Annotated in this window: 10 protein-coding genes; 6 read left to right on the forward strand and 4 right to left on the reverse strand. The window is 68.8% G+C overall.

The window, feature by feature from the left end:
• Positions 1 to 6 precede the first annotated feature (6 nt).
• From JF781_RS09990 to car, 3 genes are all read left to right on the forward strand, one after another.
• Positions 7 to 1188 (forward strand): enolase C-terminal domain-like protein, encoded by a 1182-nt coding sequence (locus JF781_RS09990; RefSeq protein WP_225328809.1) that lies wholly within the window; start codon positions 7 to 9, stop codon positions 1186 to 1188.
• A complete protein-coding gene (locus JF781_RS09995) occupies positions 1185 to 2102 on the forward strand; it encodes a ketopantoate reductase family protein (protein ID WP_225328808.1) in 918 nt (305 codons plus the stop codon). Before JF781_RS09990 ends, JF781_RS09995 begins: the two co-directional genes overlap by 4 nt.
• Positions 2103 to 2173: 71 nt before the next feature.
• Positions 2174 to 5740, forward strand: coding sequence for a carboxylic acid reductase (gene car, locus JF781_RS10000; protein WP_225328807.1), 3567 nt, complete (start codon positions 2174 to 2176; stop codon positions 5738 to 5740).
• A gap of 22 nt (positions 5741 to 5762) precedes the next feature.
• Here the strand turns inward: car and JF781_RS10005 are convergent, their stop codons facing one another.
• The 3 genes from JF781_RS10005 to JF781_RS10015 form a co-directional block, all read right to left on the reverse strand.
• Entirely contained in the window at positions 5763 to 7121 is a 1359-nt protein-coding gene (locus JF781_RS10005) for an amino acid permease (protein WP_225328806.1), read from the reverse strand.
• Positions 7122 to 7199: 78 nt separating this feature from the next.
• Positions 7200 to 8552 carry an MFS transporter gene (locus tag JF781_RS10010; RefSeq protein ID WP_225328805.1) on the reverse strand — a complete coding sequence of 451 codons (1353 nt, stop codon included), beginning with the start codon at positions 8550 to 8552 and terminating at the stop codon, positions 7200 to 7202.
• Between the two features lie 5 nt (positions 8553 to 8557).
• Entirely contained in the window at positions 8558 to 9703 is a 1146-nt protein-coding gene (locus JF781_RS10015; protein WP_225328804.1) for an LLM class flavin-dependent oxidoreductase, read from the reverse strand.
• Positions 9704 to 10050: 347 nt separating this feature from the next.
• Between JF781_RS10015 and JF781_RS10020 the strand changes: the two genes are divergently transcribed.
• The 3 genes from JF781_RS10020 to JF781_RS10030 all read left to right on the forward strand — a co-directional run bounded on the left by JF781_RS10020 (position 10051) and on the right by JF781_RS10030 (position 16686).
• On the forward strand, positions 10051 to 10914 hold the full coding sequence (locus tag JF781_RS10020; RefSeq protein ID WP_255641572.1) for an esterase family protein: 864 nt from the start codon (positions 10051 to 10053) through the stop codon (positions 10912 to 10914).
• 49 nt (positions 10915 to 10963) lie between these two features.
• Complete coding sequence (locus JF781_RS10025) at positions 10964 to 13087, forward strand: acyltransferase family protein (RefSeq protein ID WP_225328823.1); 2124 nt, start codon at positions 10964 to 10966, stop codon at positions 13085 to 13087.
• A gap of 278 nt (positions 13088 to 13365) precedes the next feature.
• Positions 13366 to 16686 (forward strand): LuxR C-terminal-related transcriptional regulator, encoded by a 3321-nt coding sequence (locus tag JF781_RS10030; RefSeq protein ID WP_225328803.1) that lies wholly within the window; start codon positions 13366 to 13368, stop codon positions 16684 to 16686.
• On the opposite strand, the gene JF781_RS10035 is transcribed toward JF781_RS10030, so the two are convergent.
• Positions 16671 to 17357: an Rv0518 family GDSL lipase gene (locus JF781_RS10035; RefSeq protein ID WP_225328802.1), complete on the reverse strand. Its 687-nt coding sequence runs from the start codon at positions 17355 to 17357 to the stop codon at positions 16671 to 16673. The two genes, JF781_RS10030 and JF781_RS10035, sit on opposite strands and share 16 nt — an antisense overlap.
• Positions 17358 to 17395: the final 38 nt, after the last annotated feature.

Consider the following 17395-nt stretch of genomic DNA (forward strand, 5'->3'; position numbering starts at 1 on the left):
CGGGTGATGCGGATCGCGGCGATCGTCGAGCGGGCGGTCGGCCTCGACAGCGGGCGGCGCGGCGGGCCCGCCAACGCGATGGTCAACTTCTCGCACCACACCGTCTCCTTGGTCGCGGTGATCACCGACGTGATCCGGCGCGGGCGACCCGTGGCGGGCGTGGCTTTCAACTCGATCGGACGGTTTGCGCAGAGCGGGATCCTGCGCGACCGGATGTTCCCGCGGGTGCTGGCCGCGCCCCCCGACGCGCTGCTGGATGCGTCCGGGTTCCTCGACCCGGCCGCGGTCGTGGCGTGCGCGCTGACCGACGAGAAACCCGGCGGTCACGGGGACCGGGCGGCCGCGGCGGGCGCGCTGGAACTGGCGTGCTGGGACCTCAACGCCAAACTGCGCGACGAGCCCGCCTGCGTGACCATCGCCCGCCACGCCGGGCGGGACCCCGCGCCGGACGTGCCGGTGTATGCCGCCGGCGGCTACTACTACGCCGAGGGCGGCGTCGACCAGCTGCGCCGCGAAATGCGCGGGTACCTCGACCTCGGCTATGACGCGGTCAAGATGAAGATCGGCGGCGCCCCGCTGGGCGAGGACCTGGCGCGGATCGAGGCGGTCGTCGACACCGTCGGCGACGGCGGACGGGTCGCGGTCGACGCGAACGGCCGCTTCGACCGGCAGGAGGCCACCCGCTGGGCGGCCGCGTTGGCCCCCTACGGCCTGCGCTGGTACGAGGAGCCGGGCGATCCGTTGGATTACGCGCTGCACCACGCGGTGACGGACTGCTACGACGGCGCGGTGGCCACCGGCGAAAACCTGTTCTCGGTGCCGGACGTGACAAATCTGGTGCGCTACGGGGGCATGCGGCCGAATCGTGATGTCTTCCAGATGGATCCGGGCCTGAGCTACGGGCTGGGCGAGTACCTGCGGATGCTCGACGTCCTGGAAGCCCATGGTTTCGATCGCCGCTTCGCGTTTCCGCACGGCGGGCACCTGATCAACCTGCACGTCGCCGCCGGGCTCAGCCTGGGCGGGTGTGAGGCTTACCCGGGAGTGTTCGCGCCGTTCGGCGGCTATTCGGAGGCCTGCGTGATTTCGGGGGGCCGGATCGCGCCGACGGACGCGGCCGGGTTCGGGCTCGAGGAGAAGGCGGGCCTGGCCGAACTGATCGCGGAGCTGACCGGAGGGTGCGGATGAAGATCGCGGTAATCGGTTGCGGGGCAATGGGTTCCATTTATGCCGCCAGGCTGGCGACCGCGGGTAACGACGTGCTGGCCATCGACCGCCACGAGCCCAGCATCGAACGGATCAGCCGCGACGGCCTGCGGGTCACCGGCCCGGGCTACGACCGGGTGGTGCCGCTGCGGGCGAGCACCACCGCGCCCGACGAGCCGATGGATCTGGTCGTGCTGGCGGTCAAGGCGGCCGACGTGACCGTCGGTGCGCGGCAAGCCCTTCCGATGCTGGGCCCGGCCACGCCGGTGCTGACCATCCAGAACGGATTGGGGTCGGCGGAGACGGTCGCGGGCATCGTCGGCGCCGAGCGGGTCGCCGTCGGGATCGCCAGCGGGTTCGGGGCGTCCCGGGTGGCCCCCGGCCACGTGCATCACAACGCCATGAAAGCCATGCGCTTCGGCGCCTACTCGTCACTGCCACACACGACGGTCGAAGCGATCGCGCGGGCCTGGACCGACGCCGGATTCGACGCCGCCGCGGTCACCGACATCGCCGCCATGCAGTGGGAGAAGCTCATCTGCAACGCCGCCTACAGCGCGCCGTGCGCGCTGACCGGCATGACCGTCGGCCAGGTGATGGACGACCCGGAGATGGGTCCGGTCAGCCAGGCCGCCGCGACCGAAGCGTGGACCGTCGCCCGCGCGTCCGGCATCGCGGTCGCCGTCACCGACCCCGTCGCCCACGCTCGCGCCTTCGGCGCGCAGATGCCCGACGCCAAACCGTCGGCGCTGCTGGACCACGAGGCCCGCCGCGTCAGCGAGATCGACGTCATCAACGGCGCGGTGCCACGCCAAGGCGCCCGCGTCGGCGTGTCGGCGCCGGTGAACGCGACGCTGACCGCCCTGATCAAGTCGATCGAACGGCGGTGGGGCTGACCGGCCTCCGCTAGAACGGGCCAGGGCGGGTATACGGCACCGGCATGCGCCGCGATGAGAGGAAGCCGCCGATGACCGACACCATCACCGACTCGGGCCGCGAGCAGCGTCTGACCGAGCGCGTCGAACAGCTGTACGCCAACGACCCGCAGTTTCGGGCCGCCGCGCCCTCGCCGGAAGTGACCGAAGCCGCGCACCGCGCGGGACTGCGGCTGGCCGAGGTCGTCGACATCTACCTGAGCGGCTATGCCGACCGGCCCGCGCTCGGCCAGCGCGCCTGCGAGGTGGTGCGCGATCCGGCGACCGGGCGCGCGGCGACGACCCTGCTGTCCGGATTCGAGACCATCACCTACCGCGAGCTGGGTGACCGGGTCGCGGCGCTGGCCGCCGCGTGGCACTCCAGCCTGCCCGGCGGCTTGCGCCCGGGCGACTTCGTCGGCGTGTTGGGCTTCACCAGCATTGACTACGTCGTGCACTACCTGGCGTGCATCCGGCTGGGCGCGGTGTTCGTGCCGCTGCAGACCAGTTCGACGGCGGCCCAGCTCGCCCCGATCGTCGCCGAGACCGCGCCACGCATCCTGGCCGTCAGCGTCGAGTCCCTGGGCACCGCAGTCGATGTCGTGCTCGAGGCACCGTCGGTCCAGCGGCTGGTGGTGTTCGATTACACCAGCGACGACGACGAACAGCGGGACCGCTACGACGACGCCCGCGCGCGCCTGCGCGAGGCCGGGCACCGCGCCGAGGTGGTGTCGCTTTCCGCCGAGCTCTCGTCGGGTCGCAGCCTCCCGGCACCTGAGGCGTCCGTTCCGAGCGAGGGCGAAAACCCGCTGGCCACACTGATTTACACCTCCGGCAGCACCGGCACCCCGAAAGGGGCGATGTACACCGTCGACATGATGACCCGGATCTGGCAGCGTCCGCACAGCCCCTCGGTGGATATCGGCCGGGTGGTACCGGCCATCCACCTGCAATACATGCCGCTGTCGCACGTGTACGGGCTGGAGTGGCTGATCGCCACCCTGTCCTCCGGCGGCATCGGCTACTTCGCCGCCAAAAGCGACATGTCCACCCTGTTCGATGACATCGGCTTGGTGCGGCCCACCGCCTTGAACCTCGTGCCCCGGGTGTGCGACATGTTCTTTCGCCGCTACCGCAAAGAGCTCGACCAACGAGCCGGCGACGACCTCACCGCCGAACAGCGCGACGACGAGGTGAAAGCCGAACTGCGGCAAGACTTCATCGGGGGGCGGGTCGTTTCGGCGATGTGCGGCAGCGCGCCGCTGTCCAAGCAGATGCACGCCTTCATGGAGTCGCTGCTCGACGTCACGGTGGCCGACGGCTACGGCGCCACCGAGACCGGCGGCGGCATCATGCGCAGCGGCAGGATCAGGCGCCCACCGGTGACGGACTACAAACTCGTCGACGTCCCCGAGCTGGGCTACCTCACCACCGACAAGCCGTACCCGCGCGGCGAGCTACATCTGAAGGCCAGCAACGTGATTCCGGGGTATTTCAAGCACCCGGAGCTCTCGGAGCAGATCTTCGACGACGAGGGGTTCTACAAGACCGGCGACATCATGGCCGAGCTGGGACCCGACCACCTGATGTATCTGGACCGCAGCAACAACGTCATCAAACTCTCGCAGGGCGAGTTCGTCGCCGTCTCCCAGTTGGAGGCCACCTTCTCGACCAGCCCCTACATCCGGCAGATTTTCCTGTACGGCAGCAGCGAGCAACCGTTCCTGCTCGCGGTGATCGTGCCGAACGCCGACGCCATCGGCGGCGGGGATGCGCACGCGCTGATCGCGGACTCGCTGCAACAGATCGCCGCCGACGCCCACCTGCACCCGTATGAGATTCCGCGCGACTTCCTGCTGGAGTCCGAGCGTTTCACCCGGGACAACGGCCTGCTGTCCGGGGTGGGAAAGCTGCTGCGTCCGGCCCTCAAGGCCCGTTACGGTGAGCGTCTCGACGCCATGTACGACGAGATCGAGGCCAGCCACGGCAACCAGCTCGACGAGCTGCGCTCCGCGAGCCGCGACCTGCCCACCATCGACACGGTGCGGCGGGCGGCCGCCGCAACCCTGGGCCTGCCGGCGGACGCCGCGCTGCGCGGCGATGCGAAGTTCATTGAACTGGGCGGAGATTCGCTGTCCGCGTTCTCCTTCGCCACGCTGCTGTCGGAGATCTTCCACATCGACGTGCCCGTGCAGACCATCGTCAGCCCGACGGCGACCCTGGCCACCGTCGCGAACTACGTCGACGGCGAACGGACGTCGGAATCGACACGGCCGACCTTCGCCTCGGTGCACGGCCGCGGTGCCACCGTGGCCCGCGCCGCGGACCTGACGCTGGACAAGTTCATCGACGACGACACGTTGGCCGCCGCACCGCGCCTTCCGGCGCCGGCCGGCGCCGTCAACACCGTGCTGCTGACCGGGGCCAACGGCTACCTCGGGCGCTTCCTGTGCCTGGATTGGCTCGAGCGCCTGGCGCAGACGGGGGGAACGGTGATCTGTCTGGCCCGTGGGGCGGACCGGACGGCCGGGCGTCAGCGCATCGAGGCGGCGATCGACAGCGGCGACGCCGAATTGTCGCAGCGTTTCCGGCAATTGGCCGACCAGCATCTGCAGGTGCTCGTCGGTGACGTGGGCGCGGGCAACCTCGGGCTGGACATCCGCACCTACGAGCGCCTCGCGCAATCGGTGGACCTCGTCGTGCATTCGGCCGCCCTGGTCAACCATGTGCTGCCCTACAGCCAGCTGTTCGGCCCGAACGTGGTGGGCACCGCCGAGATCGTCAAGCTGGCAATCAGCAAGCGGCTCAAGCCGATCAATTACATCTCCACCGTCGCGGTGACGACCCTGCCGGATGGCAGCTTCATCGGCGAGGATGCCGACGTGCGTTCGGCCAGCCCGTCGCGGTCCCTCGACGAGTCGTATGCCAGCGGGTACGCGACCAGCAAGTGGGCGGGCGAGGTGCTGCTGCGCGAGGCCCACGACTTGTGCGGGGTGCCGGTGGCGGTCTTCCGTTCCGACATGATCCTGGCGCACAGCCACTTCGCCGGTCAGCTGAACGTGCCGGACATGTTCACCCGTCTGATCTTGAGCCTGGTGGCCACCGGGATCGCGCCGCGCTCCTTCTATCAGCTTGACGCGTCCGGCAACCCGCAGCGCGCCCATTACGACGGGCTGCCGGCCGATTTCACCGCGGAGGCCATCACCACGCTGGGCGCGAGCGCCCGCCAGGGCTACCACACCTACAACGTGCTCAACACCCATGACGACGGCGTCTCGTTGGACACCTTCGTGGACTGGCTCATCGCCGACGGGCACAAGATCGAACGGGTCGACGACTACGACGAGTGGCTGGCCAGATTCACCGCGGCGATGAAGTCGCTTCCGGACAACCAACGGAAGAGTTCCCTGCTGCCGCTGATGAACGCCTACGCCAAGCCGGGCCAGCCGACTCACGGCACCGGCATGCCCGCCGAAAAGTTCCGTGCGGCAGTGCAATCCGCGGGCATCGGCGCCACCCGCGACGTTCCGCACGTGACGGAGGCGTTGATCGACAAATACGTCACCGACCTGCAGCGCCTGGGTCTGCTGCGCACCCGCGCCGGAGCGCACGCCGGATGAGGGATCGCCCGCCGGTGTGTGCTCAGTCGCCGGAAGCGACACCGGCGCGGCCGCGCAGCCGGGCGACGAAGTAGAACGCGACCACCACCGCCCAGGACAGCAGGCTGAGCCATAGCTGACTGCGCGCCGCGCGATCGAACGCCATCTGCACCAGCACCGCGGTGATTCCGGTCAGGGTGAGGATCGACAGCACCGGGAAGAACCACATCTTCACCGTCAGTTTTTCGACAGGCGTGCGGCGGCGCAGGACGATCTGCGACAGCGCGATCAGCCAGTAGACGAACAAGATGACGGCGCCAGATGAGTTGAGCAGGAACAGGAATACCGTGTGCGGCGCGACCCACGCCATGAGGACGCACCCGAAACCGACGGCCGACGAGCACAGGATCGCGAGATCGGGAACGCCGCGCCCGCTCAGCTTGACCAACCGCATCGGCGCCTCGCCCCGCTCGGCGAGCACGAACAGCATGCGCGACGCCGTGTAAAGCCCGGAGTTCAAGCACGACAGCACCGCGGTGAGCACGACCGCGTTCATCACCTGATCCGCTCCGGGCAGGCCCATGTGCTTGAGCGCGGCCACGTACGGCGAGGCGCCGCGCTGCACGGAGTCCCACGGCAGGATCACGACAAGCAGAAAGACCGAGCCGACGAAGAAGATGCCGATGCGCGCCACGACCGACCTGGTCGCCTTTTGGACCGCGAGCTCGGGGTCGCGGCTTTCCGCCGCGGCGACGGTGACGATCTCGGCTCCCACCATGGAGAAGATCACCACCACGATGGCGGCGAACACCGCGCCCACACCGTGCGGAAAGAATCCGCCGTGTGCATGCAGGTTGGCCAGGCCCCCGTGATGGCCCGGCATCAACCCCAGGACATACGCCGCTCCGGTGGCGAGGAAGACCGCGATCGCCGCGACTTTGATTCCGGCGAACCAGAATTCGAACTCCCCGAAGGACGAGACCGAGAACAGGTTGGTCGCGGTCATCAACACCATCAGGCCCAGCGACAGCACCCACAGGGGCGCGTGAAACCAGTAGGTGAGGACCCTTCCGCCGGCGACCGCCTCGAAGCCCACCACGATCACCCAGAAGTACCAATACAGCCAGGCGACCGAAAACCCCGCCCAGCGGCCCAGGGCGGTGGCCGCGTAGTCGGCGAACGATCCCGTCGACGGGTTCGCGGCCGCCATCTCACCCAGCATCCGCATGACCAGGACGACGAGCAGACCGCACAGGGCGTAGGTGAGGAATGCGGCCGGTCCGGTGTCCTTGATCACCACGCCCGATCCCACGAACAAGCCGGCACCGATCACGCCGCCGAGGGCGATCATGCTCAGTTGCCGATGCGACAGCCCTTGGCGCAGTTGCGAAGTGCTGGCCATGGCGAGCCACCTCCTGCGCGCATCCCGGTATTGGTTATCAACCACAGCACATCGGGCGCGGGGACACCAGCCGGGGCGCTAAAGATACAAATCGCGCTCGCGGATCAGCGCGGTGGCGATCACGCTAATGACCGCTGTCGCAACCAAATACCCGCACGCCAGCCACGGCGCCCCGCCGAGGGCGGCGATCAGCGCCGTCAAGATCATCGGGGTGACCCCGGACGCGTAGATTCCCGAGACCTGGTAGACGAACGACAGGCCCGTGTAGCGGGTGTTCGTGGGGTACAGCGCGGAGTACAGCGTGCCCTGCGCCCCGTAGAAAAGGGCGTGCACGACGCCGAAGACGATGATCATCGCCAGGCCGAACCACAGCAGCTTCCTGGTGCCGAACAGGGCGAAGGCGGGAAAGGCCGTCAGGCCGTAGCAGGCGATGCCGACCAGGTACACCCGTCGCGCACCGAAGCGCTCGGTCAATCGTCCCGAAATCGGCAGCAGCACAGCCATCAACAACGCGGCGATGGTCACGGCGACCAGGACCGAGATCCGATTCAGTCCCAGTGCTCCCGTCGCGTAGCTGATCGCGAAAACGCCCCAGGTGTTGAACGCCGAGCCTTCCGCCCACCGCGACAGCAACCCGAGCAGCGTGTTGCGCCGCGAGCGGGGCTCGCGCACGATGTCGCGGATCGGCACGGTGGACGCGGCCTGCAAATCTTGCAGCTCCCGGAATGCGGGAGTCTCGTCGACCCGCAACCGCACCACGATGCCGATCACGACCAACAACAGACTCAGCATGAAGCCGATGCGCCAGCCGTACGCGAGGAATCGGCTCGGCCCCAACACAATCTGCAAGAACGCGAAGATGCCCGTGCCCATGGCCAGCCCGAGCGCCAGCCCGACTTGTGGGACGGCACCATAGCGGCCGCGCCGGTCGTCGGGGCTGTGTTCGACGGCCAACAGCACCGCGCCGCCCCACTCGCCGCCGAGCGCGAAACCCTGCAGCACGCGCAACACCAGCAGCAGCACCGGCGCCCACGCCCCGATCTGCGCGGCGGTCGGCAACAGCCCGATCAACGCCGTCGCGCCGCCCATGATGAGCATGGTCAACGCCAGGCTGCGCTTGCGACCGATCTTGTCACCGATGTGACCGAACACCACGCCCCCGATGGGCCGCATGACAAAGCCGACGGCGAAGGTCGCGAACGCCAATAGCGTTCCCACCAAGGAACTTTCATTCGGAAAGAACACCTTATTGAAGACCAGTCCGGCCGCGGTGGCATACAGGAAGAAGTCGTACCACTCGACCGTGGTCCCCAACAGGCTCGCCGCGACGACGATGCGCAACCGCCGGCGCTGCTGCTCGGAGCTTTCACCGACTGGATACGCGTCGGCTGACGCGGCGGCGGGTGGCGCCGCGGGCAACGTGGCTGCCATGACCCTCAGTGCGCCGACGCGACCGCGAAGGGTGTCGCCCCGGACGGGTGCGTCTGGCGGTTGGGGTGGCGCCACAATCCCATCCGCTCCAGAATCGGCAATACGCCCTCGCCGAACCAGTAGGCCTCTTCCAGATGCGGATAACCCGACAGGATGAAGTGGGTGATCCCCAATTTGGCGTATTCGGCCAGCCGCTCGGCGACCTCGGCGTGCGACCCGACCAGGGCGGTGCCGGCTCCCCCACGCACCAGGCCCACGCCGGCCCACAGGTTCGGCGCGACCAGCAACTTGCTGCTGTCACCGCCGTGCAGCTCCCGCATGCGGCGCTGGCCCTCGGATTCGCTGCGCGCCAAGCTGTCCTGGACCCGTGCGATGTCGGCCGGGTCGATCGCCGCCAGCAATCGGTCGGCCTCCGCCCACGCTTCGGCGGACGTATCACGGCTGATCACGTGAATCCGTAAGCCGTATCGGAGAATTCGACCGGCGTCGACAGCCAGCCCACGGACCCAGTCCAGCTTTTCGGCGACCGCCGGGAGCGGCTCGCCCCAGGTGAGATATACGTCGGAGTGCTTGGCCGCGACCGGCCCCGCGGCCGCCGACGACCCGCCGAAGAACACCCGCGGTATCGGGTTGGGCGGGTTGTTCAGTTGCGCGCCTTCGACCCGGATGTGCTCGCCGGAAAAGGTGACCGGCTCGTTGGAGGTCCACAGTTGCCGCACCACATGCAAGAACTCGGCGGTGCGGGCGTAGCGCGCCTCTTTGTCCAGGAAGTCCCCGTGGGCCCGCTGCTCGTGTGGTTCGCCACCGGTGACGACATTGAGCAGCAGCCGTCCGTCCGAGTGTCGCTGGAAGGTCCCGGCCATCTGGGCCGCCAGGGTGGGACTGAGCAGCCCGGGCCGAAACGCGACCAGAAATTTCAGGGTCTCGGTCGATTCGACCAGCATCGCCGTCGTCAACCACGCGTCCTCACACCACAATCCGGTGGGGGTGAGGACCGCCTCGAACCCGTTGTCTTCGGCGGCCGTACAGATCTGGTGCAGATACCGCAGCGTGGCGGGCCGGTCGCCGGACATCGACGTGCCGTGCCCGCCCGCGACCAGATTCCGCGAATCGCCGTAGGTCGGCAGAAACCAATGAAACGCGAGACTCACGTCACAATCCTCTTTCGCCCCTGTGCACAGAAAGCTCCATCCTTCGCAATCCACGGCCGTCGGGCGAGGGTTGAAACCTTCGAGATTGCATTCCCGGCACGGGGGTCTGCCGCTGCGCCAGAAGGCAATACGATCGCAATGTTTCCGGTGGTGGCAAGCCTTCGTCGCCACCGCTACGATGTGAGCCGACGCCGCAACCCGGCGCGAAGGGTGACCGCGCCGGATCAAGGCCCGACGCCCGTAAAGATCACCGCATCGTGACCGAAAGGTCACGCCAGATCACACAATGCTTCCAATACGGCGTGGCTCGGCGGGTAATCCCCGCTCCGGGCGGCATCATTGCGATCATGCCTGACCTCACACGCCGGGCGGTGCTCCGGATGGGCGCCGGTGCCAGCCTCGGAGCCGCCGGCGTGTACGCGTTCAGCTCGCTGCTGGCCGCCGAGACGTCGCAGGCCGCGACGCTGCCGCAAGCTCCCGCCCCGTTCGAGCCGCCGACGGCGGGCAGCGCCCTGCCGAACAGACTCACCGGGTCGTTCGTGTCGGCCGCCCGTGGGGGGATCAAGACCAACTACGTGATCGCCATGCCGCCCGGCCAGAGCAAGATGTTGCGTCCGGTGATCGCGCTGCACGGTGTGGACGGCGACGCCAACCAGATGATCGACATGGGCGTGCCCGACGGGCTGGCCCGGCTGGCCAAGGAGGGCAAGCCGCCGTTCGCGGTCGTCGGCGTCGACGGCGGCAACACCTACTGGCACAAAAGGACTTCCGGCGAGGACTCGGGCGCGATGGTGCTCGACGAGCTGCTGCCCATGCTGTCCACGATGGGTTTCGACACGTCCCGGGTCGGCTTCATGGGCTGGTCGATGGGCGGATACGGGGCGCTTCGTCTGGGCGCCAAGTTGGGCCCGTCCCGGACCGCCGGAATCTGCGCCATCAGCCCGGCCCTGTACACGTCGTACGCGACGAGCGCCCCCGGCGCATTCGACAGCAACGAGGACTTCGTGCAGAACAGCGTGATGGGTTTACCGGCGCTGAATTCCATTCCGCTGCGCGTGGATTGCGGCAATTTCGACCGCTTCTATTTCGCCACAAAGCAATTCGTCTACCAGTTGAAGACGCCACCGGCGGGCAGCTTCTCGCTCGGCGGCCACGACGTCGCCTACTGGCGCAGCCAACTACCCGGCGAACTGGCCTGGATGGCGACCTGAGCCAACGATGACACTTCGGGAGGAATCAGTCGCCGGCAGCCCACACCGCGTGGGGCGGCGGACTTCCCGAAGGGGATTCCGGCCCGACATCGAAGGACTGCGCGCCGTCGCGGTGATCGCCGTCGTGCTCTACCACGCCGGCATCCCCGGCGTCAGCGGCGGCTACATCGGGGTGGACGTCTTCTTCGTCATCTCCGGCTTCCTCATCACCGGGCTGCTCTTTCGGGAAGCGGCCACCACGAATACCGTTGCGCTGGGCCGGTTTTACGGCGCGCGCGCCCGACGGCTGCTGCCAGCCGCGGCCATCGTCGGCACCGTCACCGCGATCGCCGCCGCCGCGGTGCTGCCGCCGCTGCAGGCCCGCAGCGTGTTCCTCGACGGCATCGCCAGCGCGCTGTACGTCGGCAACTACCGATTCGCCCTGCACGGCACCGACTACCTGACCACCGACGCGCCGTCGCCGTTCCAGCACTATTGGTCGCTGGGCGTCGAGGAGCAGTTCTACCTGGTGTGGCCGGTGCTGATCATCGCCACCGCGTGGTTGGCACGGCGCGTCCCGCTCCTGCGCGGCACCGCGAAGCGCGCGGCGCCGTACGCGGCGGTCCTCGCGGTGGTCGCCGCCGCGTCGCTGACGGCCGGCGCGCTGTGGACCCACACGTCGCCGTCGTGGGCGTTCTTCTCGCTGCCGACCCGGGCCTGGGAACTGGCGGCCGGCGGCCTGGTGGCGCTGTCGATCGAGCAGTGGCGCCGCCTGTCGCTGCTGACCGCGTCGATCGTCGGCTGGGGCGGTTTGGCGTTGATCCTGCTGACCTGCACCCAACTCAACTCCCACACCCCCTACCCCGGAACCGAGGCGCTGCTGCCCGTGCTGGGCACCGCGCTGATCATCGGCGGCGGCGCCGTCACCGGCGGACTCGGGCCCGGCCGGCTGCTGTGCCGCCCCGCGATGCGCGCCATCGGCCGGATCTCCTACTCGTGGTACCTGTGGCACTGGCCGGTGCTGCTGCTGATGCCGGCGCTGCTCGGCGAGCCGGCGGGGCTACCGGCCCGGCTGAGCGCGACGGCCGTGTCCGCCGGACTGGCCGTCATCACCCTGCATCTGGTGGAAAACCCCGGCCGCTTCGCCGCCGCCCTGCGCCGATCGGCGAAAGTCAGCCTGGTCGTGGCGGGGGGCGCCAGCGCCGCCACCGCGTGCGCATGCATGCTGCTGCTCAACGTGATCCCCGCGCCCGTGGGCCATGGGGTTGCGGCGCCGCGGGCCAACATCGTCGCGGCGCCCCCGGCCGGCGTCCCCGCCGTCAGCCCGCAGGAAGCCGCGGTCCGTCAGGCCTTCGACCAGGCGCACGTCATCCTCGCGGGGGCCGCCGGCCTGCGCGCCGTCCCGTCGAACCTCGACCCGCCGCTGGACAAGGCGCCGGCCGACAAGGCCGCGGTGTTCGTCAACGGCTGTGTGCGGTCCTGGCGTGACGTCGGCCAAAGCGAATGCGCGACCGGTGACACCGGCTCGCCGACGACCGTGGCCCTGATCGGCGACTCGCACGCCGCCATGTGGAACCCCGCGTTCGAGCAACTCGCCGAGCAACGGCACTGGCGGCTGGAGACGCTGGCCAAGGTGACCTGCCCGCTGCAGGACCTGCACATCATGAGCCCGTATCTGGGCCGCGAGTACACCGAATGCGAACAGTGGCGCGCCCAGATCATGGCCCGGATGAACGCCGAACACCCGCGGCTGGTGGTGCTGGACATGAGTCGGCGCTACGGCGGGGACTTCGGCTTCACCTCCTACGACCCGGCGTGGATCGACGCCCTGGGACGCACCGTGGCGCAATTGCGCGGCACCGGCGCCACCGTCCTGGTGCTGGGGCCCGCCGCCGATCCGCATTCGTCCGCACCGACCTGCCTGTCCGCGCACCTCGATGACGCAACCGCTTGTGCGCCAACGCGATCCGCGGCCGCCAACGACGACGGGATCGCCGCCGAGCGCGCCGCGACCGTCGGCAATGGCGGGCGCTACGCCGACCTGACCGACCTGTTCTGCGCCCCCGACCGCTGCCCGCTGATCGTCGGCAACACCCTGGTGTTCCGCGATGACAACCACGTGACGACCGAGTACGCGCGGCTGCTGGCGCCCGTGATGGGTGTGCTGGTGGACCGCGCCGTGGCGGACGGGTGAAGGGCAATGAACTACTCGCGGCGGACGAACGTCAGATCAGTGAAGGGTTCTTGGAGGTTTTAGATGATGTCTCCACTGCTGCTGGTCTGCATCGCAGTCGCTGCGCCCTTCGCCGGAGTCGGCCTCCTGCACCTGCAAGATCGCCTGGAGCGGTGGGACTACGAGCGCCACGCGGAGGACTAGAACGCCCGTAGCAAAGGCACCTGGTCAGTAAATCCGCATCGCGTGGGTCTGGTTCTACGCGTTTGCGCTGATGTTTTTGCACCCCTGGCGCCCGCATGCTGGCTAACATGATCAGCATTGATCCGCCGGCCGACACGCCACTGCTGAACTGGAGCGAGCAGATCGTGAGCGAGCTGCCCACTGGAACCGTGACGTTGCTGCTCGCCGACGTCGAAGGCTCGACGCGATTGTGGGAAACCCAGTCCGACACGATGACAACCGCGCTCGAGCAGCTCAACCACACCGTGAACGATCTGGTCGCCCACTACGGCGGCGTGCGGCCCGTCGAACAGGGCGAGGGCGACAGCTTCGTGGTCGCGTTCGCGCGCGCCAGCGACGCCGTCGCGTGCGCACTGGAGTTGCAGCTAACCGTGCAGCCGCCGATCCGCATCCGCATCGGCCTGCACACCGGGGAGATCCAACTGCGCGACGCCGGCAACTACGCCGGACCCACCATCAATCGGACCGCACGGCTGCGCGACCTCGCCCACGGCGGGCAGACCGTGCTGTCCGGCGCGACCGAGCCGTTGGTGATCGACCGCCTACCCGCCGACGCGTGGCTGACCGAGCTGGGTGAGCACCCGCTACGGGATCTGCCGCGGCCGGAACGGGTCGTCCAACTCAACCATCCCGATCTGCGCAACGACTTCCCGCCGTTGCGCGTGGCGAATGACGGTGCCAGTTCCCATCTTCCGAGCCAGTTGACCAGCTTCGTCGGGCGCGGCACCCAGATCAGTGACATCGGGCAGGCCCTGCGCGACAACAGGTTGGTGACCCTGACCGGCGCGGGCGGCGTCGGAAAGACACGGTTGGCAGTGCAGGTCGCCGACCTGATTGCCGCGGAATTCGCCGGCGGGGCTTGGTTCGTCGACCTCGCGCCGGTCACCAATCCCCTCGTCGTACCCGTCACCGTGGCGCGCACTCTGGGTCTTCCCGACCAGCCGGGCCGCTCCACGATGGAAACGCTGTCGAGGTTCGTCCGCAATCGAAAGATGCTGCTGATCCTGGACAATTGCGAGCACCTGCTGGACGCCAGCGCGACGCTGGCCGTGGCCCTGCTTGACGCGGGACCGGATGTCACCGTGCTGGCGACCAGCCGGGAGCCGATCGGCATCGCCGGAGAGCTCACCTGGCGCGTGCCGTCGCTGTCGGTGGATGGCGAGGCCGTCGAGTTGTTCATCGACCGGGCCCGCCGTACGCGGCCGGATTTCCGTCTGTCCGAGGGTAATTCGGCCGCGATCGTTGAGATCTGCCGGCGCCTGGACGGCATGCCGCTGGCGATCGAGCTCGCCGCGGCGCGGATCCGCACCCTGTCGCTGACGCAGATCGTCGATGGTCTCCACCACAACTTCCGCCTGCTCGCCGGAGGCGCGCGCACCGCGGTCCGCCGTCAACAGACGCTGCGCGCCTCCATCGACTGGTCGCACGCCATGCTCACCGAGCCCGAGCGCATCCTGTTTCGCCGCCTGGCCGTGTTCATGGGCGGCTTCGATCTCGATGCCGCCCACGCGGTGGGCGCCGACGCGGACGTGGAGCACTTTCAGCTCGTCGATCAGCTCGGGCTGCTCGTCGACAAATCGCTGATCGTCACCGAAGAGGTCGACGGCATGATGCGCTACCGCCTGCTGGAGACCGTCCGCCAGTACGGTCTGGAAAAGCTGGCGGAATCGGGCGAAGCCGAGGCGGTGCGGACCCGTCACCGCGACCACTACACCGCGGCCGCCGTGGCGCTGGCATCGCGGACGCGCGGCGACGGCACGCCGTTGGTCCCCTGGGCCGAACTCGAGATGGACAACCTGCGGGCGGCCCACGCGTGGAGTTGTGACGCAGCGGAATTCGAGCAGGCGCTGCGGCTCGTGTCGGCGCTGCAGCGGCTGTGGGTGACGCGCGGGCGATTTCGCGAGGGCGTGGCCGGTTTCGACGCCGTCTTCGGCGACGCGCGCTACCGCGACGATGACGTCGCCGCCGAGGTCTGGGTACGGGCGGTCGCCGACGCGGGACTGCTGGCGGTCTGGTTCTCCATCCCGGCCAGCCTGCAACGAGGCGAAGAGGCGCTGGCCGCGGCGCGCGAACTCGGCGACCAAGCGCTCGTCGCACATTGCCTGATGACCTGCGGCATGCTGGCGGTCAACAACACCGAGCTGGCAGAACCGTATCTCGCCGAGGGCGTACACCTGGCTCGCGCCTCGAAAGATGCTGCGGCGCTTTGCCACCTGCGCGCCTATCAGAGTTTCGCCGAGGGCGTCGCCGGAAATCCCATCGCTGGGCAGGCGGCCGGCGAGGAGGGGCGAAACCTCGCCGACGCGCTCGGCGAGAGCTTCATGTCGCGGTATAGCCGCACGTTCCTAGGGAGTGCACTAGCAGTACAGGGCAAGCTGGCCGAGGCGCTCCTCGTATTCCGTTCGCTGGTCGAAGAGGCGCGCGCCGCGGCGGACCGCCCAATGGAGACCTTCGGTCTCATCACGATGGCGCAGGCCCTCGCGTACACCGATCCTGGCGCGGCGCGCGCGGCGGCCGAAGCCGGCCTGGAGATTGGCGCCACCCTGGGCGGTTTTCATGAGGACTCGACCTACGTCTCCCTGGCCATTGCCGCACTGGCCGCCGGCGACGCCGCCGCCGCCAAACAGGCCTGCGACGCCGCGTGGCGGCACACGTACCCGCTGAAGGAGCTGTTGACCCGGAGCACGGTGCCGATCGCCGAGGCCGCCATGGGATGCGGCGATCTGGTTGGCGCCCGCCGCTGGGCCGACGATGCCATCGCGGTCGTTCCCGGGAGTTTTCGCGCGTGGGCGCTTCTCGCACGAGGGCGGGTCGCCATTGCCCAGGGCGAGCCGCAGCGGGCCGAACGCGACCTGCACGACGCGATCGAGGTCGCCGAGCGCACCGGCGGGCACCTGCGCCTGCCTGAAGCACTCGAATGCCTCGCCGCCCTGGCCGCCGACACCAACGCCGAGCATGCCGCGCGGCTCCTCGGCGCCGCGGAGGGCATGCGGCAGCGCCATCGCGAAATACGGCTCAGAGTTTTTCAAGCGGACTACGATGCTTCACTGGCGGCCGCACGTAAGGCATTGGGGCGGAGAGCCTTTGAAGCCGCCTGGTCCGAGGGCAACGCCCTGTCCACCCCGGAGGCCATCGCCTACACGCAGCGCGGCCGCGGCACGCGCAGCCGCCCGGCCAGCGGATGGGAGTCACTCACGCCGACCGAGCGCGACGTCGTCCGGCTCGTCAGCGAAGGGTTGCCCAACAAGGACATTGCGACGCGGCTGTTCGTCTCACCACGCACCGTGCAGACCCACCTGACGCACGTCTACGCCAAACTCGCCGTGTCATCGCGGGTCCAGCTCGCCCGGGAGGCGGCCCGTCAGGTCGACAGCTGAGTACGGATGAGCGGTGCGATCTTGTCCGCCATGTACTGATGCCCCGCGTCGTTCGGGTGCACGCCGTCGGGGCCGATCAGGTCGGGCCTGCCGACGAACCAGTGTTCGGCGATCGGGTCGATGAACGTCGCCCCGGCGGCCCCTGCCGCACCGCCGAGGATGTCGCGAATCAGGAACATCGACGGCGGAACGTCGGCGGTCGGCCACGGCGGCCCGATCACCAGCAAACGCGCGGCCGGGGCGAATCGGCGCGCCAGATCCAAAGCGGCGTGGGTCTTTTCGGTCAGCACCAGAGGATCGATATCCTGGTCGTTGCGGGAGCCGAAGAACACCACCAGCGCGTCATCGGGGTGGACGGCCCTGGCGGTCAGGTCCTCGAAGGTACTGCCGTGGTCGCCGGGCGCGGCGTAACCGGCGCGGCCCTCGGCCGCCACATCGGCCGAAACCCGCGAACCCCGCGCGCCGAGCGTCTGCCACGCCCGCGACGGCCATGACCGCGCGCCCAGGCCGCCTTCATCGGTGCCGGTGGTATACGAATCCCCGATGACTGCCAGGTGATTGAGCCGGAAGTCCAGCGTCAGCGTCTCGTAAGTGCGCACCTGCGGCGGGTATGCGATGCCCACGCCCCCCAGAAAACTCACCCCAATGAGAAAGGTGGCCAGACGACTCACTCTTACCTCCACTGTCAACGGCATGGTCGGGTGCCGCT

This window comes from Mycobacterium sp. WUMAC-067 (genome assembly GCF_020217485.1).
Taxonomy (GTDB): Bacteria; Actinomycetota; Actinomycetes; order Mycobacteriales; family Mycobacteriaceae; genus Mycobacterium.